Annotated in this window: 20 protein-coding genes and 3 tRNA genes; 6 read left to right on the forward strand and 17 right to left on the reverse strand. The window is 50.0% G+C overall.

What is annotated here, in order from left to right; all coding sequences use genetic code 11:
• Positions 1-31 precede the first annotated feature (31 nt).
• From AB2U10_RS10140 to AB2U10_RS10170, 7 genes are all read right to left on the reverse strand, one after another.
• Positions 32-1,324: a sensor histidine kinase gene (locus AB2U10_RS10140; RefSeq protein ID WP_367913982.1), complete on the reverse strand. Its 1,293-nt coding sequence runs from the start codon at positions 1,322-1,324 to the stop codon at positions 32-34.
• Complete coding sequence (locus AB2U10_RS10145) at positions 1,314-2,657, reverse strand: sigma-54-dependent transcriptional regulator (protein ID WP_367913983.1); 1,344 nt, start codon at positions 2,655-2,657, stop codon at positions 1,314-1,316. The genes AB2U10_RS10140 and AB2U10_RS10145 overlap by 11 nt, the downstream gene beginning before the upstream one ends.
• A 129-nt stretch (positions 2,658-2,786) precedes the next feature.
• The gene (locus tag AB2U10_RS10150; protein WP_367913984.1) at positions 2,787-3,959 is read right to left on the reverse strand and encodes an ABC transporter permease; all 1,173 of its coding nucleotides are present in this window, start codon (positions 3,957-3,959) and stop codon (positions 2,787-2,789) included.
• Positions 3,956-5,296 (reverse strand): ABC transporter permease, encoded by a 1,341-nt coding sequence (locus tag AB2U10_RS10155; RefSeq protein ID WP_367913985.1) that lies wholly within the window; start codon positions 5,294-5,296, stop codon positions 3,956-3,958. The genes AB2U10_RS10150 and AB2U10_RS10155 overlap by 4 nt, the downstream gene beginning before the upstream one ends.
• 79 nt (positions 5,297-5,375) lie before the next feature.
• Positions 5,376-6,041 carry an ABC transporter ATP-binding protein gene (locus AB2U10_RS10160; RefSeq protein WP_367913986.1) on the reverse strand — a complete coding sequence of 222 codons (666 nt, stop codon included), beginning with the start codon at positions 6,039-6,041 and terminating at the stop codon, positions 5,376-5,378.
• Positions 6,042-6,051: 10 nt separating this feature from the next.
• Positions 6,052-7,527, reverse strand: a complete 1,476-nt coding sequence (locus AB2U10_RS10165; RefSeq protein ID WP_367913987.1) for a TolC family protein — start codon at positions 7,525-7,527, stop codon at positions 6,052-6,054.
• Positions 7,524-8,768, reverse strand: a complete 1,245-nt coding sequence (locus AB2U10_RS10170) for an efflux RND transporter periplasmic adaptor subunit (RefSeq protein ID WP_367913988.1) — start codon at positions 8,766-8,768, stop codon at positions 7,524-7,526. Before AB2U10_RS10170 ends, AB2U10_RS10165 begins: the two co-directional genes overlap by 4 nt.
• A gap of 230 nt (positions 8,769-8,998) precedes the next feature.
• On the opposite strand from AB2U10_RS10170, the gene AB2U10_RS10175 reads away from it, so the two are divergent.
• A complete protein-coding gene (locus AB2U10_RS10175; protein ID WP_367913989.1) occupies positions 8,999-9,193 on the forward strand; it encodes a hypothetical protein in 195 nt (64 codons plus the stop codon).
• Position 9,194: 1 nt separating this feature from the next.
• Here the strand turns inward: AB2U10_RS10175 and rnc are convergent, their stop codons facing one another.
• From rnc to AB2U10_RS10190, 3 genes are all read right to left on the reverse strand, one after another.
• Positions 9,195-9,914: a ribonuclease III gene (gene rnc / locus AB2U10_RS10180; RefSeq protein ID WP_367913990.1), complete on the reverse strand. Its 720-nt coding sequence runs from the start codon at positions 9,912-9,914 to the stop codon at positions 9,195-9,197.
• 12 nt (positions 9,915-9,926) lie between these two features.
• Positions 9,927-11,174, reverse strand: a complete 1,248-nt coding sequence (fabF, locus tag AB2U10_RS10185) for a beta-ketoacyl-ACP synthase II (RefSeq protein ID WP_367913991.1) — start codon at positions 11,172-11,174, stop codon at positions 9,927-9,929.
• An 87-nt stretch (positions 11,175-11,261) separates the two neighbouring features.
• Positions 11,262-11,498, reverse strand: coding sequence for an acyl carrier protein (locus AB2U10_RS10190; protein ID WP_013409086.1), 237 nt, complete (start codon positions 11,496-11,498; stop codon positions 11,262-11,264).
• A 132-nt stretch (positions 11,499-11,630) separates the two neighbouring features.
• Here AB2U10_RS10190 and kdsA point away from each other — a divergent pair, with 132 nt between their 5' ends.
• The 3 genes from kdsA (at position 11,631) to AB2U10_RS10205 (ending at position 14,780) form a co-directional block, all read left to right on the forward strand.
• Positions 11,631-12,446, forward strand: a complete 816-nt coding sequence (gene kdsA / locus AB2U10_RS10195; RefSeq protein ID WP_367913992.1) for a 3-deoxy-8-phosphooctulonate synthase — start codon at positions 11,631-11,633, stop codon at positions 12,444-12,446.
• A 460-nt stretch (positions 12,447-12,906) separates the two neighbouring features.
• Positions 12,907-14,058 carry a 1-deoxy-D-xylulose-5-phosphate reductoisomerase gene (locus AB2U10_RS10200; protein ID WP_367914082.1) on the forward strand — a complete coding sequence of 384 codons (1,152 nt, stop codon included), beginning with the start codon at positions 12,907-12,909 and terminating at the stop codon, positions 14,056-14,058.
• The gene (locus AB2U10_RS10205; RefSeq protein ID WP_367913993.1) at positions 14,055-14,780 is read left to right on the forward strand and encodes an RluA family pseudouridine synthase; all 726 of its coding nucleotides are present in this window, start codon (positions 14,055-14,057) and stop codon (positions 14,778-14,780) included. Before AB2U10_RS10200 ends, AB2U10_RS10205 begins: the two co-directional genes overlap by 4 nt.
• A 4-nt stretch (positions 14,781-14,784) precedes the next feature.
• On the opposite strand, the gene AB2U10_RS10210 is transcribed toward AB2U10_RS10205, so the two are convergent.
• The 7 genes from AB2U10_RS10210 to AB2U10_RS10240 form a co-directional block, all read right to left on the reverse strand.
• The gene (locus AB2U10_RS10210) at positions 14,785-15,459 is read right to left on the reverse strand and encodes a class I SAM-dependent methyltransferase (protein WP_367913994.1); all 675 of its coding nucleotides are present in this window, start codon (positions 15,457-15,459) and stop codon (positions 14,785-14,787) included.
• A gap of 180 nt (positions 15,460-15,639) precedes the next feature.
• Entirely contained in the window at positions 15,640-17,178 is a 1,539-nt protein-coding gene (locus AB2U10_RS10215; protein WP_367913995.1) for a serine hydrolase, read from the reverse strand.
• A 177-nt stretch (positions 17,179-17,355) separates the two neighbouring features.
• Positions 17,356-18,543 carry an elongation factor Tu gene (tuf, locus tag AB2U10_RS10220; protein WP_367913996.1) on the reverse strand — a complete coding sequence of 396 codons (1,188 nt, stop codon included), beginning with the start codon at positions 18,541-18,543 and terminating at the stop codon, positions 17,356-17,358.
• A gap of 132 nt (positions 18,544-18,675) precedes the next feature.
• Positions 18,676-18,747, reverse strand: a tRNA-Thr gene (locus AB2U10_RS10225).
• A 14-nt stretch (positions 18,748-18,761) separates the two neighbouring features.
• Positions 18,762-18,834 (reverse strand) — tRNA-Gly (locus AB2U10_RS10230).
• 12 nt (positions 18,835-18,846) lie between these two features.
• Positions 18,847-18,929, reverse strand: a tRNA-Tyr gene (locus AB2U10_RS10235).
• A gap of 222 nt (positions 18,930-19,151) precedes the next feature.
• On the reverse strand, positions 19,152-19,553 hold the full coding sequence (locus AB2U10_RS10240; RefSeq protein ID WP_367913997.1) for a DUF3127 domain-containing protein: 402 nt from the start codon (positions 19,551-19,553) through the stop codon (positions 19,152-19,154).
• Between the two features lie 62 nt (positions 19,554-19,615).
• Between AB2U10_RS10240 and AB2U10_RS10245 the strand changes: the two genes are divergently transcribed.
• Both AB2U10_RS10245 and AB2U10_RS10250 read left to right on the forward strand, forming a co-directional pair.
• Positions 19,616-20,620 (forward strand): hypothetical protein, encoded by a 1,005-nt coding sequence (locus tag AB2U10_RS10245; protein WP_367913998.1) that lies wholly within the window; start codon positions 19,616-19,618, stop codon positions 20,618-20,620.
• 110 nt (positions 20,621-20,730) lie between these two features.
• Positions 20,731-21,585, forward strand: coding sequence for a helix-turn-helix transcriptional regulator (locus AB2U10_RS10250; RefSeq protein WP_367913999.1), 855 nt, complete (start codon positions 20,731-20,733; stop codon positions 21,583-21,585).
• The last annotated feature ends 105 nt before the right edge of the window (positions 21,586-21,690 follow it).

Raw genomic sequence — 21,690 nt, forward strand, 5'->3', positions numbered from 1 at the left:
CCTGCAGTGGAGATTGTTTTTCAGGGCGGTGTTACTGAATGTGCTTCCTGCCTAAATTGATCACAAACCTGGTCATTCCCTCCCCTGACCCCAGCTCAAATCCCCATCCGTGGTTGTGCAGGATCTCGCGCACCATGGTCAGCCCTACGCCCTGGCCGGTGGGTTTGGTGGAGAAAAACGGGGTGAAGAGACCGGCTCTGGCTTCTTCAGAAATGCCGGTGCCGGTGTCAGTAACCGTCAGGGTATCCGGGGTCAGCTGCAGGTGTACCTTCCCTTCTCCGGGTATGGCTTCAAAGGCATTCAGCACAATATTGATCACTACCTGCTCTATCTGCTCCTGGCTGCCGGTAACCTGCACCGGCCCGGCAGGCAGATCAACGGTGAATTCTACCGGCAAATGCCGGAACTTCAGTTTCATCAGGTGATAGACCGAACGTACGGTCTCCGAAAGATTAAAAGCCTGCCTGCCCGGTAAAGGAAGCCGCACCACCCGGGCAAAATTTTCCATGAATGCATTCAAACGGTTATTCCTGTCGATCACGATCTGCAGGTATTCCGCTCTTTCTTCTGCCGTTAATTCATGGACCCCCGCCAGGGTCTCCAGGATACTGTTTACGGCCCCGACCGAATTTTTGACCTCGTGAGCCATCATGCGGATAACCTTTCCGTACGATTGCTTCTCTACCTTCAGGATCTCGTCGCCGGCCTCCTCCAGGATCACGAACTTCTGGTAAAAGCCCCGGTTCCGGAACCGGTCTACGTACACCCGGATATACCGCGTACCATTGATCTTATAGGTCTCCGGCTGCTGAATTTCCTGGCTCAGGATCTCCTCCCGCAGCATAAGGGAGGTCCCGGCCAGCTTCCGGCCCTTGTCTGCTTCCCTGATTCCTAAAATTTCGCCGGCCACCGGGTTATATTCTTTCAGCTGATCATCAAAGTCGAGGATAATGAGCCCCACAGGAAGCGCCTCGATCAGGTTCTGAAGGAAGAAATGCTGCTCCTGCTGAAACCTCCGCTCTTTCCGGATGTTATCCAGCATCTTGTTGTATACCTCCACCAGGCGGTCTGTTTCTCCCGATCCCGTAGGCCGCATATACCCGGAGAAGTCCTGGTCTTTCAGGGAATCCAGTCCCAGCGTGATCTGGTCCAGCGGCCGGAGAATCCGGCCCAGTATCCACAAAAATAAAAGAAGTGCCAGGAAAAGGATGATTTCTGCCGGGATAAGCCGGGCGGGGTGATCCCGGAGCAGCCGGAAGATCAGGCCCCCTGAAATCACGAAAAGAATACCGAAAAGAAGAGACAGCTGCCATTTAATTCTCATGGTCACCGGGATTGGTCAGCCCAAATTTACTCATTCTCCGGTAGAGTGCGCTCCGGGTGATGCCCAGGTTTTTGGCTACTTCGCTCATATTCCCCTTTTTGAGGGCAATGGCCTTCTGGATCATGTTTTTTTCCATTTCCTCGAGGGTCATGCCGGATTCCTGCCGGGTGGAGTCGGACGAAAGATTTTTCTTCAGCTCTTTAATGGTGATGCTGTAGTTGTCTGAAAGCAGCCAGGTTCTTTCGATCAGGCGTTTCAGCTGCCGTACGTTTCCCGGAAACGCCTGCGTGCTTAACCACTCCAGCGCCCGGTCTTCCAGCTTTCTTTTCTTATCGCCCCGGTTCAGGTTTTCTGCAAAATAGGCCGCCAGCAGCGGGATGTCTTCCGGCCTTTCGGCCAGTGCAGGCAAATGAATATGCACCAGGCTCAGCCGGTAGAACAGGTCTTCGCGCAAATGCCCTTCTGCAACCAGCCGGCCGGCGTCTGAACGCGATGAGGATATAAAATTACACCTCAGTTTTTCAGGCAGGCCTGAGCCCAAAGGCTCAAATACCCTTTCTTCCGTAATCCGGAGCAGCTTGCTTTGCAGCGGCAACGGCATGGCCCCGATCTCATCCAGGAAGATCGTACCGGCCTCTGCCCGCGAAAGCAGCCCCTTATAATCAGAAGCTGCTTCCGCAAAAGCGCCCTTCCGGTAACCGAAAAGCTCTCTTTCCAGCAGCGCGCCGGGAAACCCGGGCACATCTGCCTTGATAAACGGGTATTCTTTTCTCTGGCTAAGGTCATGCAACGTTTCCGCCACGAGGTCTTTGCCTGTTCCCTGCTCGCCCGTAATCAGCACCGAGGCATCGGTAGGGGCCGCTCCCAGCAGCAAGGCTCTTGCCTTTTGCATGGCTTCACTCCCGCCGATGATCGTATCCAGCTTTTGCAACACCGCCGCCTGCCGGCCCGCGTTGAGCTTCAGGTGAGTGTTTACGGCCGATACGATCGCCTCATTGTCCCAGGGCTTGGTAATAAAATCCGAAGCCCCGGTCTTCATTCCCCTCACGGCCAGGTCAAGCGTAGCCCAGGCCGTGAGTAAAACCACGGGTAGGTCCGCATAGGCGTGGCGCACCTCCTTCAGGATCTGCAAGCCTTCTTCCCCGGTGGTTTCAATACTAAAGTTTAGATCCAGTAACAGTACGTCTGGTTTAAAGCTCTCAATAAAATCAATGATATTGAAAGGGTTTATGAGGTATTGCACCTCAAAACCCCGGGTAAGAAACAACAGCCGTAACGACTGGCATACCGTACGGTCATCATCTGCAATCAATATTTTGAGCTTGGAATCCATATTTTACATTAAACCATTTACCCGGACAGGTTCTTAAAATATTCATTTGCAAGTGAGGTTATTTCCTTCACTCTTTCATGTTTTAAATCACTTTCCCTTAAATTATCCATCAACATGAAGAGGTTAAATCTACTCCTCGTGCAATGCTTTAGCGGGCAGGGTTACCGCTGCCTGGTGGCTGGGGAATATACTGCACAAATATACGATGCCGAATATAACCAGGGCACCGGCCCCCATCCCCATAAAGTACGCATCTTTCTCAATAGGCAAAGAAGCGATAAACGGTATCTGTACGGCAAAAACAGCCGCCAGAACAAACGCCAGCGTTACCAAAACCAGCATTTCACCTGTAAACTGGCGGCGAATGGCCCCTGAAGAGGCTCCTATGGCTTTCCGGAGACCGATCTCGGGAATTCTCCGGGCAATGTTGTACCGCAGGATCCCGAACAGCCCCATTGATATATTAATGATCAGGAAAACCGCCAAGAAAAACATGGCTGCCAGGGGAATATAGGTACGGCTGTTGGTATTTTTCCGGCCGGCCTCTATTTTAACAATACCGAAATCGCTGCTTTTGGTGGTTTGCTCTACCAGGTCGTTTATTTTCTTTTCCACGTCCGGGCCCGTACCCGGTTTCACCCTTATGCTCATGGCCTGGTAGAGGTCAATCGACGAAAACGTTAAGGGCAGGAAGATGAAGGGGTCTTCTTCCGTAAAATCACCCTGGAATTTAAAGTGCTCTGCAACCCCGATGATCTCCACCTCCTTTTCTTTAAAAAACCGGAAACGGAACCCGATCGGCTCTTTCCCTTTCATGAACTTCTCCACAAATTTTTGCGAAACCACTACCGGCAGATACTTCCCGGCCAGGTCTTCTTTGGTATAGAAACGCCCCGATTTCATCTTGATTTTCCAGGTATTGGCATAATCTTCATCGGCATACATATAGCGGCTGTTAAAATTAAACCCGTCGTTATCATTGCCGTTGCCCCAGGTGTTTCCCAGGTAAGGCGCTACGTTTACACTGTAGGAAACCTGGTCTATTTCAGGCAGCGCCTTCAGGTCGTGCTTCAGCGACTCTATCGTCACCCCGGCCGCCGTAGAGTCAGCGGTATTGATGCTGAGATATACCCGGTACATGTCTTTCCAGTCAAAGCCCAGGGGCGACGAGTAGTACCTGAATTTGGATATCCCGTAAGAGAACACGGCAAAAACCACCCAGAATACAAATATCAGCTGAACAAAAAGGAAGGCGTTTTTTCCTTTGCGTTTCCATATCAGTTTGAAATAATGTGCAATCATAGCTTTCCTGTTTTTAAAGCTCCGGCCACCGGGGTTTGGGAAATCCTCCATGCAGGAAGAAAACCCGATAAAATGCCGAAGACAAAAGTGATAAAGATGCTTATAAAAAGAACCGGGAAGTTAAACGTAAGCCTGCTTGTTCCGAATACCTCAGCATGATTCAATGCATTCATCAGCAGAACGGTCAGAATTATACCGATGATGCCTCCCAGGAAGGTGATGATCAGGTTTTCAAACAGGAACTGGACCAGCAGGTTGCTTGTTTTTGCCCCGAATGCCTTCCTGACCCCTATTTCTGACGACCGCTCAAAAATTCGGGTAACGTTCAGGTTCACCAGGTTCAGGATAGGGATCACCAGGAAAAAGGCCAGTACCCCGAAAACTATTTTCAGGAAATTCCCGCCTTCGCGGGTGGCCTGGGTACCCATAAACTGCCAGGCATAGATATCTGCCGCATTTTTTTCATGGATAATGTACCGGTCAAAATCATTTCTTTTTTCCAGGCTGCTTTCCAGGGTTCTCAGCTCTTCTTCCATCCTGCTCACGTCTGAAGGTTCCTTAGCCAGCAGGGCTACCACACAGCTCCCCAAATATTCCTGGTTGTAGTTCAGCTCACTCTCTCCGGCCCAGGAAATCGGGACAAAAAAATCAGCCATTACAGACCGGTTGGAGGTACTGGCATCTTTCACGATGCCCACCACTTTAAACGGCCCCTTAAGCCCCCATACCAGCTCTTTCCCCAGGTACGATGCCTGTTTCCCGAAATATTTCAGGGCTGCGCTTTCCCTGAGAATGATCACATTGGCCTGGTTATCGATTGCCTCCCGGGTAAACGGCCCGCCTTCTTTAAAGCGGAAGTCAAATATCTTCCAGTAGTTGGCGTCGGTGAGGTTCCCGTTGAGCGTGAGCTTCTGTCCCTGCGGGTAAACATCCAGGGGCGCATAATCGACAAAAACACTGCTCAGCTCCGGTGTTTTCATTTTGCTGAGCTTGTCTTTGTAGAGCTTATAACTGAGGCTTGAGCTCGAATTGGAGGCCACCTTCCCTTCAATGACCCTGGTGGTTACCGTGGTGTCGATCTTCATAACACCGTCAACCTCCGTGGTATCGTAGGCCGTTACTTTTTCCCGTTCGAAGCCCTGCCCGCTAAAGCTGGGCAAAAACAGTATTCTGTCTTTTTTGCTTAGCGGCGGATTGGCCCCCAGCTCATTCTCCAGCACTGCCGATGCCAGCATCAGCACCATCAGCGTAAAGCTGATCCCGAAAAGGCTGATAAACGTGTACAGCTTATTCCGACGGAGTACTTTAATTGCGATTTTGAAATAATTTTTTAACATATTTTTTTCAATTGACGATGGACAATTGGCGACTGACAATGAGGCAATATGATAATTGTCCATTGTCAACTGTCAATTGTCAATTAACTAAACTTCCATCATATAAGCGGATCACGCGATGCGTTTTTCGTGCCATGCTTTCGTCGTGAGTAACCATCACCACCGTTACTTTTTCCTGCTCATTGAGATCCAGGAGCAGCTGCATCACCTCATTCCCCAGCACACTGTCGAGGTTACCGGTGGGCTCATCGGCCATCACCAGCGCAGGCTTACCCACAATGGCACGGGCTATGGCCACCCGCTGGCGCTGTCCGCCGGAAAGCTGGTTGGGATAATGATTTTTCCGGTTCAGGAGCCCTACCTTTTCCAGGGCTTCTTCTGAAAGCCGTTTCCGCTCTTTGGCGCCTACACCCCGGTAGAGCAGGGGCAGCTCCACGTTATCAATCACGCTCAGGTCGGAGATCAGGTGAAAGCTCTGGAAAATAAAGCCCAGGTTCTCGTTTCTGAATTTTGCCAGGTCGTTTTCTTTCCGGTTTTCGAGGTTCACCCCGTTAATGCTCACATGACCGCGGGTGGGCGAGTCAAGAAGGCCGATCATGTTCAGCAAGGTAGATTTACCGCAGCCAGACGGCCCCATGATGGATACAAACTCCCCTGCCCCGATGCTCAGGGAGATGTCGTTCAGCGCCACTGTTTCCAGCACATCGGTGTAATACGACTTACTCAGGTTTTTCAGCTCTATCATAATCTGTGTTTTAAAAGTTTTCCAATGTTAATTGTCTTAATGCATAATAGGTTACCCAATAGGCCCGCAGCAGGCCCGTGTAATTCCGCCAGGCCATGTCTCTCTCGTTAAAGGCAATGCTCAGGTCGGTAATGCTGATGTCGTTCAGAAGATAGCGCCGGTTGGCAATTTCATAACGCTCTCGGGCAATCTCCAGGCTCTTCGCCCCCAGCTCCACTTCTTCATTCAGCTCCCGGAACTGGAGGGCCAGCTGACGTACATTCTGCTTAAAGGTCTGCTCGGTGAATTCTTTCTCTGCCTCTGCGTATTGCTGCTGTTCCAGGGCCGCATTGACACTGTATTTCCGTTTACCGCCATCCAGCAGCGGTATCCGGAGCGTCAGCTGAACAAAGTTCTCTACCTGGGGCAGCTGGTACGATTGAGGAAACCGGGCACCGGTACCGACCCAGCCGAACGTAGCCGACAGGCTTCCCTGCCAGCCGTTGTTCTTCCGGGCCTGCTCCAGTGCTCTTTCGGTTTCGAGTAACAGCTTTTCCATTTGTTTTTGTTCGGGCCTCTTCATCCAGGCCTTTTGTGCCGCTGCTGCGGGGTCTGGTGCTGCCGCGGTAAGGCTCTCCGGCGACCGCAAGACATACACCTGGTCGTTTGCGGTTTCCCAGCCCATGGCTTTTTTCAGCTCGGCATTGGCTCTCAGCACTTCTCTCCGGGCATTTACTGCGCTTTGCCGGGCCGAGTTCAGGCTGAGCTCCAGCTGCAACAGGTCACTTTTTGATATCTTCCCCAGCTTGTCGCGTTCCAGGGCAATCTGGTAAATTTTCTCGCTGTTCCCCGTATTGGTCAGCGCAATTTCGTGGTTTACCTGGGCTGCCAGCAGCTCAAAAAATGCCGCTGTGACCTCGCCCGATATCTGTTCCCTGTTCATATCCAGGCCGGCTTTGGCTATTTCTTCTTCCAGCAGGTAAAACCGCCGGTTCCATTTCAGCGTGTTAAAGGTGTTTATCGGTTGCTCGATCCCGATCCGGAAGGGCACCGAGTTAAAATTCTGAACCCCGTTTTCTGTAAAATCATTGTACCTTCTTAATCCTGATTCCGCAAAAAATAAGGTATTGGTATTCAGCAAACGCTGGGTCAGGTTAAGATTTACACTGCTGTTATCCTGTGAAACCGGCAGGAAACTGATGGTACCGTCAGGCTGCGTAATGGCTGATGTGGTCTTGTAAAAGTTGGGCAGGGTTCCGCCCAGGCCCACCTGGGGCTTTATCTCTGCCTTGCTGTACAGCACCCGGTTTTGCGCCACCCGGTATTCCATCCGGGCTTTCCTGCCACTCAGCGAATGCTCATGGGCAATAGAAATGGCATCGGACAGGGTGAGGGTATCGGATTGCGCAAAAGCTTTCGGCGTGAAAAGTGAAAAACCAAACCCTAAAAACAGGATTGCCACTGTTCCCTTTAGAAAAAACCCGGAATTATCTGCTCTCTTTCTCATCTCACCCGTATTTCCGTTTTCCCTTCATATACACTCATATCAGACAGGATCACTTTGTCGCCCGCTTTCAGGCCACTGATCACCTCCACCTTGTCGCTGGTGCGGAAACCCAGCTCCACGTTCCGGGCCTCTGCCTTATCTCCCTGCAGCACAAAGACTTTTTGCGATTTCCCCGCCAGTATACCCGGGCCGTTCGGAATATACATGCTCTGCTGTTTGGTGCCGGTGACAATCCGCACGGGCACTTTCATCTTGGGCCGCAGCTTGTCTGAATCTGCCTTTCGCAGCCGGACCTTGAACTGTATAGTGTTATTCTCCACCGCCGGCAGGATCTGCTCAATTTCTCCCATTTCCACGGTGTTATTCACCTCCACCTGCACCGGCTGGCCCAGGCTGATCTTGTCGGCATGCATGTCGGATACCTGCGCCATAATGCTGTAGGAAGAAATATTGGCCAGGCGTACCAACGGGTCGCCCTCCTGCACCTGGGTACCGATCCGGTTATCCAGCCAGGTGATGACGCCGGGCACTTCCGCCCTGACCGTTGCATTCCGGAGCTTCTTTGCCAGCTCATCAAGCCGCTGGCGTTGAATAGACGACTGGATCTGCTCATTCAGCACACTCGAGGCAATCGATTCTTTCCGGTACTTCAGCTCATTTTCCAGCTTCTTTTTTTCCAGCAAAGCGATAGACAGGTTCTGCCGGGCTTTGTCTACTTCTTCCTGTGTCATGCCGCCAATGGCCTGAAGGCGCCGGGCATCAGACAGCAGGGCTTCGAAATTCTTCACCTGGAGGTCTTTCACCTGGTCATCCAGCTCAATATCCCGGATATTCTTCTCCAGTTCCAGCTTTAACCGTACTACGTTGTTGTCTTTTAGCTTCAGCTCGTCTTTCAGCCGCTGGTATTCCAGTTCCGAATATTCGGTATCCAGGATCAGGATCGCCTCACCACTCTGCACCCGGGTGCCGTTTTCGGTCACAATCTTCCGGATCTTGGCCGAGAGCGGGCTTACCAGCACAATCTCTGATGAAGGCTCTACCGTGCCGTTGGCCGAAACGGTATTTTCCATTTCTCCCGCCCGCACTTCGCCTACTACCAGCTCGCTCCTTTTAACCGAGGGCGCCAGCAATTGCCTGAAAAGCCACACGGCTCCTAAAATGGCGGCTATCCCGCCTGCTATGTACAGGCCCCGCTTTATCCGGCGCCCCTTGATCCTGTCTGTGCTTATTTCCTTATCCATGGCCGAAAATTAGCGCAGATTTTTACAGAATTTACAATTTGCTGACAATTAGTAGATTACAAAAATACAAATACGCAAAAAGTGTTTGATTTTGGGACACCCCTATTTTTCCGGCCGTAAACTAACTTTCATCACACGCTTTCTTCTCTTCCTGTTCCGGAAAGATTTGCATTACAACGATCAAAGCCATCAATATATCCGGCTTGGGTTTAATCAGGCACCATAAGCTGTTGAAAATTATAGAAGCCACAGAAGGCTGGACGCCTCAGGAACATCGTGGGTGGAATATGCCTTATGACAATATCCTCCTCGATTCTCCCAAAGGCTGGGAAAGTTTTCCGCCCGTATATTATCTGAGCCTGGGCTTACGCCTGGGAGCCGGGTTCAGGCCTGTCCGGCTTCCGGTAGAAAGCGTCCTGCCGTAATTTAAATTTTAAGAATCTCGCAGGCGCGGCGGGAGGCGTCCTGTTCGGCCTTTTTCTTGTTCCAGCCGTTTCCGTGGCTGATGATCTCCGAGTCGATCAGCACCTGGGCTACAAATTCGCGGCTGTGATTTTTGCCTTTCTCTTCTACAATCACGAATTCTACTTTTTTACCCTCCGACTGTGCCCAGCTCAGGATAGACGATTTGTAGTTGGTGTTGTTGGAAATGACCTCGTCGAGGTTAAAATGATTGGAGAGAAGCTTGGATACGACGAACTTCCGGGTGAATTTATAGCCTTTGTCGAGGTAAATGGCCCCGATAAGGGCCTCCATGGCATCGCCCAGCAGGGAGGTCCGGTGGTAGTTTTTGGTTCCGTCTGATTCGATCAGGTTTTCCAGGCCCAGTTTCCGCCCGATATTATTCAGCGATTCCCGGTTCACAATCCTGGAACGGATCTCGGTCAGGAAGCCCTCATTCTTGAACGGGTATTTTTTAAAGAGATATTCTCCTACTATCAGGCCCAGAACGGCATCGCCCAGGAACTCGAGGCGCTCGTTCGATTCCCGGAAACCTTTGAAAGAGCTCTCCTTGGAAGCAGAGGTATGACGAAAGGCCAGCTGGTAAATAAGCGGGTTGGATGGTTTTGAACCCACAATCAACTCAATGGCCCTGTTAAAGTCTTTGAATTTATTATCCCGTCCAAAAAACCTCCCTATATTCATCCAATACCTCTCTTACAACTTCCTGAAAATCAATGTAGCATTGTGTCCGCCAAAACCAAAGCAGTTACTCAGCGCCACATCTACCTTACGGCTCTTCGCCACATTGGGAGTGAGATCGATCCGCGGATCGATAGTTTCGTCAATGTTAAATAAATTAATCGTTGGGGGTACCATCTGATGCTGAATGGCCAGCACCGACGCTACCGATTCCACAGCCCCGGCTCCACCCAGCAGGTGACCGGTCATAGATTTCGTAGAACTGATAGACAGCTTGTAGGTATCTTCCCCGAAGAGCTGCTCAATGGCTTTGATCTCCTGCGGGTCACCCAGCGGGGTAGATGTACCGTGGGTATTGATATAATCTACTTCAGCGGTAGTGATCCCGGCATCGTCCAGCGCGTCTTTCATGGAAAGATAGGCCCCGTAGCCGTCCGGGTGCGGCGCAGTAATGTGGTAGGCATCTGAAGAAAACCCTCCGCCAATGAGCTCACAGTAGATCTTGGCTCCCCGTGCTTTGGCATGTTCGTATTCTTCCAGGATCAGCGCAGCGCCGCCTTCGCCCAGCACAAAGCCGTCGCGGTCACGGTCATAGGGCCGTGAAGCCGTTTTAGGGTCGTCGTTCCGCTCGGAAAGCGCCTTAAGCCCGTTAAACCCGCCAATACCCGATTGGGTGTTGGAAGCTTCCGAACCGCCAGTAACGCAGGCGGTGATCCGGCCCAGGCGGATATAGTTAAAGGCATCGATGATCGCATTGTTGGCCGACGAGCACGCCGAAACGGTTACGTAATTCGGTCCGCGGAAACCGTGACGGATAGAAATCTGCCCCGATACGCCGTCAGCAATCATCTTGGGAATAAAGAACGGGTTGAACCGGGGAACACCGTTGCCCTGGATATAGCCGGTCATTTCTTCCTCAAAGGTTTTTAAGCCGCCAATACCTGAACCCCAGATAACCCCTACCTTGTTGTGGTCAATGTTTTCTTCGGTAAGTCCCGAATCAGCTATGGCCTGATCAGCCACCACCACCCCGAACTGGGTGAATAAGTCCATTTTCCGAGCATCCTGCCGCGGAATAAAATCGTTAACCTCAAAATTCTTAACCTCGCAGGCAAAACGGGTCTTAAAGTTAGTGGCATCAAAACGCGTAATGTAATCACATCCGCTTATTCCGTTGGAAAGTCCGTTCCAAAACTCCTCAACCGTATTTCCTATGGGCGTTAACGCTCCTAGTCCGGTAACAACTACTCTTTTAAATGACATATTCTAAAAAATTAAAAGTTCAATACCCCAATCTCAAATGCCTAAACATTTTTCAATAGAATATTGAACTTCGTCTGAGCGAAATAATTATTTCGAATGTTCTTCTAAATAACTAATAGCCTGCCCGACTGTTTGGATATTTTCAGCTTGATCGTCAGGAATAGAAACATTAAATTCTTTTTCGAACTCCATAATCAATTCTACTGTGTCCAGGGAATCTGCTCCCAAATCGTTTGTGAAAGAAGCTTCTGTAGTAACTTCAGCCTCATCTACTCCTAATTTCTCAACGATAATCTTCTTAACTTTTGATGCAACGTCAGACATTTGAAAATGTATTTTGGTTAAAAACGGTACAAAGAAAAATAATTAACTTGAACCAACAAAATGATTAAGTGTTTTTCCAGCTTAAAGATAGGTTGCATATTTGTATTTTCAAAACAGAAACAAAAAGAAATAATGCAATTATTCCTCGATAAGTTACAAAAATACGATTCGGGCAACTTTTTCCTGATGGCCGGCCCCTGCGCCATTGAAGGCCGCGAAATTGCCCTGAGCATTGCCGGTAAAATTGATAAAATCTGCCGTACTCTTGAAATTCCGTACATTTTCAAGGGAAGTTACCGCAAAGCCAACCGCACCAAAGCCGACAGCTTTACGGGCATTGGCGACGAGAAGGCGCTGCGCATTCTGAAAGAGGTCAGCGATACTTTCGGGGTACCCGTAGTTACCGATATTCACGAATCAGCTGAAGCCGAAATGGCCGCAGAATATGTAGATGTGCTGCAGATCCCGGCATTCCTGTGCCGGCAAACCGAACTGCTGGAGGCCGCTGCCCGCACCGGCTGTGCGGTAAACATCAAAAAAGGGCAGTTCCTTTCGGGGGCCTCTATGGGCTTTGCCGTAGAAAAAATCCGGTCGGTAAACCCGGATGCGCCGGCGCTGCTGACCGACCGGGGCAACAGCTTCGGATATTCTGACCTGGTGGTCGACTACCGGAACCTGGTGGAGATGGCTAAATTCGGGGTCCCGGTGATCATGGATTGCACCCATTCCCTCCAGAAACCCAACCAGACCTCCGGCGTTACTGGCGGAGACCCGGCCATGATCTCTACCATTGCCAAAGCGGCTATAGCGGTAGGAGCCGACGGCCTCTTCATTGAAACCCACCCAGACCCCGCCAATGCAAAATCTGACGGCGCCAATATGCTGCACCTGGATAACCTGGAAAAGCTGCTGACAGAGCTGGTGAAGATACGGCAGGCGGTGAGATGAGTTCCGAGTGGGGAGTTCCGAGGGGGGAGCCACTGTCAGTTCGAGCGAAGACGAGAACCAGGCGCCTCTCGACTTCGCTCGAGGTGACAGGGGCTACCCTATATTGGTGGTGTACCTATCCTTATAACTTCTGAAGAGTATCCGTCATTTTTCCTTCAAAAGCCCCATTCTTGCAGATTGTTTCAGAAGTGGTCAAATATGTATAGCCTAAATAACATCAAATCCCCATGTGGCCTCATTTATATCTGACCACGAAGTAGTCAAATATGTATAGCTCCAACGGCGTAAAAACCCCTATTCGACCCCATCGGGGTCGTACCAGAGCCCAGGCTTCCTTTTCTATAAACATTTGAATCCTTCGGATTCTCTTAAAGCCTTCTGCTCTTTTACGATAACTTCTGAAGAGTATCTGTCATTTTTCCTTCAAAAAGCCCTATTTTTGCAGATTGTTTCAGTTCTGATGAAGAAAAAAATTGCTCTGCTCGGCTCTACGGGGTCTATCGGTACCCAGGCGCTGGAAGTCATCGCGGCCCATCCCGACCGGTTTGAGGCAGAGGTGCTGACCGCCTGGAAAAATGCAGATTTCCTGATTGAGCAGGCGGTGCGGTTCCGGCCCAATGTGGTGGTTATTGGTGAAGAGAGCCTCTACGATAAAGTAAACAGCGCCCTGGATCCCCTGGACATCAAAGTATATTGCGGCCAGAATGCCCTGAATTCGGTAGTACAGAGCGAAAGTATTCATATAGTGCTGACCGCCCTGGTGGGGTATTGCGGGCTCCTGCCCACCATCCGTGCCATTGAAGCCGGCAAAACCATTGCGCTGGCCAATAAAGAAACACTGGTCGTAGCCGGCGATATCATCACGGCACTGGCCGTGAAACATAAGGTAGACATCCTGCCGGTAGACTCGGAGCACTCGGCCATATTTCAGTGCCTGACCGGCGAGTACTATAACCCTATCGAGAAGATCATCCTGACCGCTTCCGGCGGACCGTTCAGGGGCAAAGACGCCGCGTTTCTGAAGACCGTCAGCAAAGCGCAGGCTCTGAAGCACCCGAACTGGGACATGGGCGCCAAGATTACCATTGATTCGGCCAGCCTTATGAACAAAGGATTGGAAGTCATTGAAGCCAAGTGGCTTTTTGACCTCGGGCCCGACCAGATTGATGTGGTGATCCACCCCCAGAGCATCGTGCATTCGTTGGTTCAGTTTGAAGACGGAAGCCTCAAAGCCCAGATGGGCCTGCCCGACATGAAGCTGCCCATTCAATACGCACTGGGTTTCCCGCAGCGGCTGAAAAACGATTTCCCCCGCTTTGATTTCCTGCAGTATCCCAGCCTTACCTTTGAAAAGCCGGATCTGAATACCTTCCGGAACCTGGATATGGCTTTCGCCTCTCTCAGGAAAGGCGGGAATATGCCCTGCATCCTGAATGCAGCCAACGAGGTGGCTGTAGATGCCTTCCTGAAAGACCGGATCAGCTTTCCCGGGATGTCCGACCTGATCGAGTACTGCCTCGGGAAAGTGTCTCTGGTAGCAAAGCCCGACCTGGAAACCTATATGGAAACCGATCACGAAACGAGGAGAATAGCCCTCGAAAAAATAATATGAAACCGTTTCACGTACTATACGAAGACAACCACCTGATCATTGTCAATAAAGCAGCCGGGGTACTGGTTCACGGCGACAGCACGGGAGATAAAACCCTTGAAGACTTTGTTAAGGAATACATTAAGGAGAAATACGACAAGCCCGGTGAGGTTTTCCTGGGTACCGTACACCGCCTTGACCGCCCTGTAAGCGGCGTGGTCATCTTTGCCCGTACCTCCAAAGCCCTGGCCCGGATGAACGAGCTTTTCAAAAAAAGACAGATACAAAAAACCTACTGGGCCATCACGCAGCGGAAACCGGAAAAAAAATCAGGTCGCCTCACGCACTGGCTCAGGAAAGACCCGGTGGCCAACAAAACAGAAGCGTTTGAGCAGGAGGTAGCCGGTTCGCAGCGGGCTGATCTTGATTACCGTTACCTCGGAACCATCAACAAGCACCACCTGATAGAGGTCAGTCCCATTACCGGGAGGCCCCACCAGATCCGGGTACAGCTGGCTTCTATGGGTACTCCTATCAAAGGCGATGTAAAATACGGTGCCGCAAAGGGAAATAACGACGGCTCTATCTTTCTTCACGCCCGGCGGGTGTACTTCATCCACCCGGTAAAGAAAGAGCCCGTGCTTTGTAAGGCGCCTGTACCCGAAAATGCCTTCTGGGAAGAATTCCTGGAGCTTGACAGGGAAGAATACAAAGACGATACCCTGGGCTTTATCCACGGGTAAGGCTTCAAAAGGCAGCACCGTTTTTCTTCATGATCCAACCCATATATATAGACGACTGGAAAAAACGGAGCGGCGGCTCAAACCCTGCTGCTGTACATAACTCCGATATTCTTTCTTCCGAAACAGGAAAGAGCTCATTTTCTATCCTGTTCAGCCGGTTATCTATCTGATCCTGCTCTAAGCCTGCCGGCAAAAGAAGCCTGAGAACTTCCAGGTTCTGCCGGAGCTGATTTTTACCGCCCGTTATGTCCAGCATCACGAAGGTGGCACCGGGCACCAACCTGTCTGCAATATCTTTCAGCAGGTCCAGCTTACTACCGTTATCATCCAGGAAATGCAAAACCAGCAGAAGGGTGGCTGCGTTGTATTTCCTATCGATATCCGACACAAATCCTTCAATTAACGTTACGTTATCGTATTCCTGAAGCTTTTCCCGCGCCTGCTTAATCATTTCAGGCGAAGGGTCAACACCCGTTACCATCCATCTTTCCGGTGCCTGCACAAACCGTTCTATCTCGTTTCCTGTTCCGCATCCCACCACCAGCAGGTCTTTCTGGTTTACCTGCCCGAACAGCCCCGGCAAACCATCCAGGAAGTAATTGTAACCGGGTATCCACGTTTCTACAAAGCGGTTGTAGCCCGTTGCTCTTTCATTTTCAAATACCTCTGCTTTGCTCATTTAAACTCCATTTACAGGCCATCTGTCCCGGAGTAGCTTGGAAAACCAGGATAAAAGCCACTATTATTGATACCCTGCAAATATAGATTATTTATAATTAATCCAGGTATAAATAACAATCTGACTTATAAAAGGAAAACCCTGACGGCATACCGGGATAGACGCGGAGAATTGTCTTCTTCATTTTTTTCTCAAATCCAGATCCTGGAAATCAAAGCTGAAATCGGTCAGCGGAGAGATAGCGCTGACCTTAATTCCGCGGGCGGCACCTTCGGTATCCAGGCTGAATACCAGGTAGGCATCGGCATCCATCGACCGGTCTGTCCAGCGTACTATATACGTATTTCCTTTGTAGTAATACATCGGGCCGTTGAGACGTGCCGAACGCTTTGACGTAAACCACAATTGCCCTCCTTTCTCTGCAATTTCCACCTCTCCAAACCAGGGATCGGCATATACGCCTTTCACTTCGAATGAAGGTGCTTTCACCCCGGAGGCATTCTTCCTGACCTCTTCATCGGCTTTTGCCAGTATTTCATCGGCTTCTTTCTTTGCGGCACTTACCCGGTTACGGTAAAACTCTACCCAGTCTTCATTGGCCTTCCCTCCCAGGTAAGCATCTTTAATGGTATTGGAGATGGCATTGAATGCGGCCCCGGATTGCTGGTTGGTATACACCAGGATAGCCAGGTCGAGATCAGGAATAATGATGGTCTGGGTCACAATTCCTGCCAGCCCGCCGGTGTGGCTTACCTGCTTATGCCCTTTGACGTCGTTCAGCACCCAACCCAGGCCATAGGCGGCAAACTGGGTATTGTAGGGCCCCGGCGAGCTCAGGGGCAGAAGCGTCTGCGGGCTCCACAGCTCGCGAAGGGTGCCCGGAGAAAAGAGCTGCTTATCCCCCGATTTTCCCCCGTTCAGCAGCGTCAGCATCCATTTCGACATATCGGATACCGAAGCATAAATACCGCCGGCCGAATTGGCATTCTCACTCCAGTCGCGACGAATCACCTGCAGCTTACCGTCAACATAAAAATGTGGGTCAATCACATTTGACTTATCCTTCAGCAGGGCAAAAGACGGTGCGGCTGTGCGGATACCCATAGGCTCAAAAAAACGTTTCCGGATAAATTCTTCCCAGGGCATCCCGCTGACACGTTTCACCACTTCCCCGGCCACGATATACAGCAGGTTATCGTAGTCGTACTTGCTTCTGAACGAGCTCACCGGCTTCAGGTACCGCAGGTTATGGATAATATCTTCTTTGGTAAAATTGTTCTCGTCCGGCCAGAACATCAGGTCGCCTGCACCCAGGCCCAGCCCGCTACGGTGCGTCAGCAGGTCACGGATGGTAAATTCGGCCGTCACATAAGGATCATACATCTTAAATTCCGGGATGAAGTCGGTTACCTTCGAGTCCCAGGTCAGCTTTCCTTCTTCTTTCAGCATACCCAGCGCTGCAGCCGTAAATGCCTTGGAATTGGAAGCAATGCCGAATAAGGTATTTTCATCTACGGGCTGGCGGGTATTCAGCGAGCGCACACCATAGCCTTTGGCATGAACGATCTTCTTGTCTTTGATCACACAAACAGCAATGCCCGGCACATCAAAGGTCTTCAGGGTCCGGTTCACCAGCGCATCAATTTCAGCTGAACTCAACTGCGCCCGAACGGGCAAAACCATAGCCAACGTGCACAGCACAAGAAAAGCTCTTTTCATAATAAGGTCATTTTTGCCTTAAAAGTACAAAAATATATAAACCGCATAAAGCATATAAGTCCGTATAAGAAAAAACTAATATGAACTTATATGCCTTATATGGTTAAAAACGGTGAAGCCCGCAAACAAAAAAAGCACTCCTTTCGGAGTGCTTTCCTTATATAATCAATCTCGTGATTACTCGATGATTTCAGTTACCTGTCCGGCACCTACTGTACGTCCACCTTCACGGATCGCGAAACGAAGACCTTTGTCCATCGCGATAGCGTTGATCAGGTGCACTTCAATAGTGATGTTATCACCAGGCATTACCATCTCCACGTTCTCAGGAAGGAAGATTTCACCGGTAACGTCTGTGGTTCTGAAGTAGAACTGAGGACGGTATTTGTTGAAGAATGGAGTGTGACGACCACCTTCTTCTTTTGACAGAACGTAAACCTCAGCTTTGAATTTAGTGTGAGGCTTAACAGAACCTGGCTTACAGATTACCATACCACGACGGATCTGGTCTTTATCGATACCTCTCAGCAGCAGACCTACGTTATCACCGGCTTCACCTCTGTCAAGAATCTTACGGAACATTTCCACACCGGTTACGGTAGACTTCAGACCTTCAGCACCCATACCCAGGATATCTACAGGATCACCTGAGTTGATAACGCCGGTTTCGATACGTCCGGTAGCTACAGTACCACGACCTGTGATAGAGAACACGTCTTCTACGGGCATCAGGAACGGCTTGTCAGTAGCTCTCGCAGGAAGTGGAATCCAGTTATCTACTGCATCCATCAGCTCTTCAATTTTGGCTACCCACTGAGGCTCTCCGTTAAGACCACCCAGAGCAGAACCCTGAATTACAGGAATGTTGTCTCCGTCGAATTTGTAGAAAGAAAGCAGCTCTCTGATTTCCATTTCCACCAGCTCAAGAAGCTCGGGGTCATCTACAAGGTCAACTTTGTTCATAAATACAACCAGCTGAGGTACACCTACCTGACGGGCAAGAAGGATGTGCTCACGGGTTTGTGGCATAGGACCGTCAGTAGCAGCCACCACGATGATCGCACCGTCCATCTGAGCAGCACCTGTAACCATGTTCTTCACATAGTCAGCGTGACCAGGACAGTCAACGTGCGCATAGTGACGATTTTCTGTCTGGTACTCTACGTGTGAAGTGTTAATAGTGATACCACGCTCTTTTTCTTCAGGAGCATTGTCAATTGACGAGAAATCTCTTTTAGCTGCAAGACCTTTGTTAGCAAGAACAGAAGAGATAGCAGCAGTCAAAGTAGTTTTACCGTGGTCAACGTGACCGATAGTACCGATATTAACGTGAGGTTTACTACGGTCAAAATTTTCTTTTGCCATTTTATTTAATGAATTTTTATATTGTTCAAACTATTTACTAAAAAATTAAAAAACGTACAGGTATCAACAAAAAATGAACCCTAAAAGTTTTCAGAGTTCTGTAAATTCCTGCCGCCTTTAAAAAACCAAAAGAGCCTTTGAGCAGGATTGAACTGCCGACCTCTTCCTTACCAAGGAAGTGCTCTACCACTGAGCTACAAAGGCTTGATGGAATTCCGAGCGGGAGACGGGGCTCGAACCCGCCACCTATAGCTTGGAAGGCTATCGCTCTACCAAATGAGCTACTCCCGCTTGTTTTCTGTGTGGGGGCGGATGGATTCGAACCACCGTAGGCATACACCAGCAGATTTACAGTCTGCCCCATTTGGCCACTCTGGTACACCCCCCTATCTTCAAAGAACGCGCCCCTTTTATTAAGGAGTTGCAAAATTAGAGCTTTATTTCATTCTCACCAAATTTTTATCGAAAAAAATCTGACTGTTTTTCAAGCCCCGGAGAAAACCCTTTAACAGCTGCTTCTCCTACCTCTTCTCTTTGCATCCCTGCGGCCCTTACCGTCTTGTTTTCCGGTAAGACCCGCCCGGATCTCCGCGTTCCCTGCGTAATCCTTAAAACGGCAGATCGTCCTCTCCCTCCAGCGATCCCGGTACCGGGGTAGGTGCTGCCGGCGATCCGCCACCCGGCATTCCGGCGGCAGGCGTACCCGATGCAGGCATCCCCGTAGCAGGGGCATCTGCTCCCGCCCGCTCAATTCTCCATCCCTGGATACTGTTAAAGTAACGGGTCTCCCCCTGCGGGTTCACCCATTCGCGGCCTCTCAGGTTAATAGACACCTTTACCGCATCGCCTATATTATACGCATTCAGGAGGTCGGTCCTGTCTTGCGTAAATTCTATCAGAATATGCTGCGGGTATTGCTCATCCGTAGTCACTACCACTTCTCTCTTTTTAAATGAAGCGCTTACCTGCTGCTCCGGATTAATCACCTTTATGGTTCCTGAAACTTCCATTTTGCTTACTTTTGTAAAAATCTGAACGACAAATATACGGATCTTATCTTTACCTTAAAAAAATGCTTTGCCGAATAATTTCGGAAATAGAGACCGCGCTGAGATCGCATGGTGACCAATGGGCCACGCGCTTTACCCCGTTCTGGCACTACCGGCGGCAGGAGAACAATATCTTTTCCCTGGCGTCCGCCCTGTTCATCCTGCGCGAGCTGGAACCCCGGCTCTCCCCTGAGCACCAGCACAAAGCCGCGGAGATTGCCCGGCTGATCACCCGCGAATACCCGCGGTTTCAGAATAAAGACGGGCGGATGACCTATAACTTCTATCCTACCCGCCCCTCCCGGCATTTTCCGAACGGGTATATCATGCAGCACCTCGACCACTTCCGGCTGCCTGACGACATAGACGACACCGCCCTCATCACATTTACACGGCAGGCCTCTCCCAAAGAGGTACAGGCCCTGAAAGACCTGACCGAAGGCTTCGCCGAAGACCTCCCGTCAGGAAAAAGGGTCTATTCTACCTGGTACGGGAAAAATATGCCGAAAGAACAGGACGTATGCGCATTGCTGAACCTGCTTTACCTTTTCTTTGCCTTTGAGCTGCCGCTCACCCGCACCGACCGCGATACAATCTCCTTTCTTGCAGAAAAGGCCGGCGAAGCACTGAGCCGCCCTTTTGAAATTGCCCGGCATTACGCCACCCCGGCCCTGATTCTGTACCATTACAGCCGTTTTATGAGCCGGTTTGCTTCACCTCTCGATCACACAAAACCCCTTATCCTGGCTTCTCTTTACAAAGCCCTTGAACAGGAAAAGGTCTTCATGAACCGCCTCCTCATGGAATCGGCCCTGCTTAAGCTGGGAGAAAAAAGGCCGCCCCTCGATCTCTCGCGGGTAACCTTCAACGGTTTTCATACCTTTATCGGCGCTCCCTTCGCCCCTTTTGCACACCCCCTGCTCAAAAAATGGTCTGAGAAGTCCGCTTACCAGATATTCTGGCGCTCCGATATCCATCACAAGGCCCTTCTGGCCGAATATCTTGTGCTGTCTTCCTTGAATTCATAAACACTATCCGCTAACTTAGCAGTTGATACTGCGTACTATTATCAAACCACAGTAGATACATAGTCACATTCTTTATAAAATCTATGTGGTTAAATCGCGTAACAGAACATATGCTCAGAATTCCATCCGAAATATCCTCTCAGCCGTTTGAGTCCCTGAAGTTCAGGAAAAATACGTTCGTGGCATTCCGGAGCAATCTCTACCCCTTCAATAACCAGGTGTTTTTTGAAGAAAATACGGTCATTTATATCCTGGAAGGTGATAAGATCTTTCGTTCCGAAAAAACAGAATTCAATGTCAAAAAAGGCGACCTGCTTTTTGTCAGGAAAGGATACTACCTCTATTCCGAATCAACCAATGCGGGCTATAAAAGCCTGGTTTTTTTTATTGACAGCCCCCTCATCCGCGAATTTGTCAACCAGAATACGGGGATCCTCCAGGAAGGCCCGCCCCGGCAATCGCCCTCCTGGGTGCTTAAGCTGACCGCCGACGAATCGTTTGAAAAATTTGTAGAATCGGTGCTTCCTTATTTCCGCACCGACACCCGCTACCTGGAGCACTTTCTCCGCCTGAAAGCCCAGGAGCTGCTCCTGCACCTGATCAATGCCGATACCGACGGGAATTTCCGGAAATTTCTCCTGGAAAACTTCTCCGGCAAAAAAATAGATCTCGACTACGTGATCAATACCTTTTACCTGAAAAACCTGACCATCCATGACCTGGCAAAGATTTCAGGAAGAAGCCTCTCCGCCTTCAAAAGAGAATTCTCGGAGAAATACGGCGAGCCGCCCGCTGCCCGCATCCGGGCAAAAAAGCTTGAACATGCCCATTTCCTGCTCAAAAACAAGCTGAATACCGTAGAAGAAGTGGCCGAAGCCGTAGGGTTTGATTCCGTATCCCATTTTATCAAAAGCTTTAAAGAGCAATACGGAAAAACACCGAAGCAATTGACAATGGACAGTTGACAATGTGAGAAAGCGTAATTGTCCATTGTCAATTGTCCATTGTCAATTATAAACTCACCCTACCCTTGTTTTTGACCGTTCAAATAAAAATAAAGATTCCACAGA

It is taken from the genome of Leadbetterella sp. DM7 (genome assembly GCF_040829825.2).
Classification (GTDB): Bacteria; Bacteroidota; Bacteroidia; order Cytophagales; family Spirosomataceae; genus Leadbetterella.

What these genes read in the sequence shown, in the direction of transcription:
- AB2U10_RS10140 (WP_367913982.1), bottom strand. Translation starts at nt 1,324, where the DNA reads ATGAGAATTAAATGGCAGCTGTCTCTTCTTTTCGGTATTCTTTTCGTG.
- AB2U10_RS10145 (WP_367913983.1), bottom strand. Translation starts at nt 2,657, where the DNA reads ATGGATTCCAAGCTCAAAATATTGATTGCAGATGATGACCGTACGGTA.
- AB2U10_RS10150 (WP_367913984.1), bottom strand. Translation starts at nt 3,959, where the DNA reads ATGATTGCACATTATTTCAAACTGATATGGAAACGCAAAGGAAAAAAC.
- AB2U10_RS10155 (WP_367913985.1), bottom strand. Translation starts at nt 5,296, where the DNA reads ATGTTAAAAAATTATTTCAAAATCGCAATTAAAGTACTCCGTCGGAAT.
- AB2U10_RS10160 (WP_367913986.1), bottom strand. Translation starts at nt 6,041, where the DNA reads ATGATAGAGCTGAAAAACCTGAGTAAGTCGTATTACACCGATGTGCTG.
- AB2U10_RS10165 (WP_367913987.1), bottom strand. Translation starts at nt 7,527, where the DNA reads ATGAGAAAGAGAGCAGATAATTCCGGGTTTTTTCTAAAGGGAACAGTG.
- AB2U10_RS10170 (WP_367913988.1), bottom strand. Translation starts at nt 8,768, where the DNA reads ATGGATAAGGAAATAAGCACAGACAGGATCAAGGGGCGCCGGATAAAG.
- rnc (WP_367913990.1), bottom strand. Translation starts at nt 9,914, where the DNA reads ATGAATATAGGGAGGTTTTTTGGACGGGATAATAAATTCAAAGACTTT.
- fabF (WP_367913991.1), bottom strand. Translation starts at nt 11,174, where the DNA reads ATGTCATTTAAAAGAGTAGTTGTTACCGGACTAGGAGCGTTAACGCCC.
- AB2U10_RS10190 (WP_013409086.1), bottom strand. Translation starts at nt 11,498, where the DNA reads ATGTCTGACGTTGCATCAAAAGTTAAGAAGATTATCGTTGAGAAATTA.
- kdsA (WP_367913992.1), top strand. Translation starts at nt 11,631, where the DNA reads ATGCAATTATTCCTCGATAAGTTACAAAAATACGATTCGGGCAACTTT.
- AB2U10_RS10200 (WP_367914082.1), top strand. Translation starts at nt 12,907, where the DNA reads ATGAAGAAAAAAATTGCTCTGCTCGGCTCTACGGGGTCTATCGGTACC.
- AB2U10_RS10205 (WP_367913993.1), top strand. Translation starts at nt 14,055, where the DNA reads ATGAAACCGTTTCACGTACTATACGAAGACAACCACCTGATCATTGTC.
- AB2U10_RS10210 (WP_367913994.1), bottom strand. Translation starts at nt 15,459, where the DNA reads ATGAGCAAAGCAGAGGTATTTGAAAATGAAAGAGCAACGGGCTACAAC.
- AB2U10_RS10215 (WP_367913995.1), bottom strand. Translation starts at nt 17,178, where the DNA reads ATGAAAAGAGCTTTTCTTGTGCTGTGCACGTTGGCTATGGTTTTGCCC.
- tuf (WP_367913996.1), bottom strand. Translation starts at nt 18,543, where the DNA reads ATGGCAAAAGAAAATTTTGACCGTAGTAAACCTCACGTTAATATCGGT.
- AB2U10_RS10240 (WP_367913997.1), bottom strand. Translation starts at nt 19,553, where the DNA reads ATGGAAGTTTCAGGAACCATAAAGGTGATTAATCCGGAGCAGCAGGTA.
- AB2U10_RS10245 (WP_367913998.1), top strand. Translation starts at nt 19,616, where the DNA reads ATGCTTTGCCGAATAATTTCGGAAATAGAGACCGCGCTGAGATCGCAT.
- AB2U10_RS10250 (WP_367913999.1), top strand. Translation starts at nt 20,731, where the DNA reads ATGCTCAGAATTCCATCCGAAATATCCTCTCAGCCGTTTGAGTCCCTG.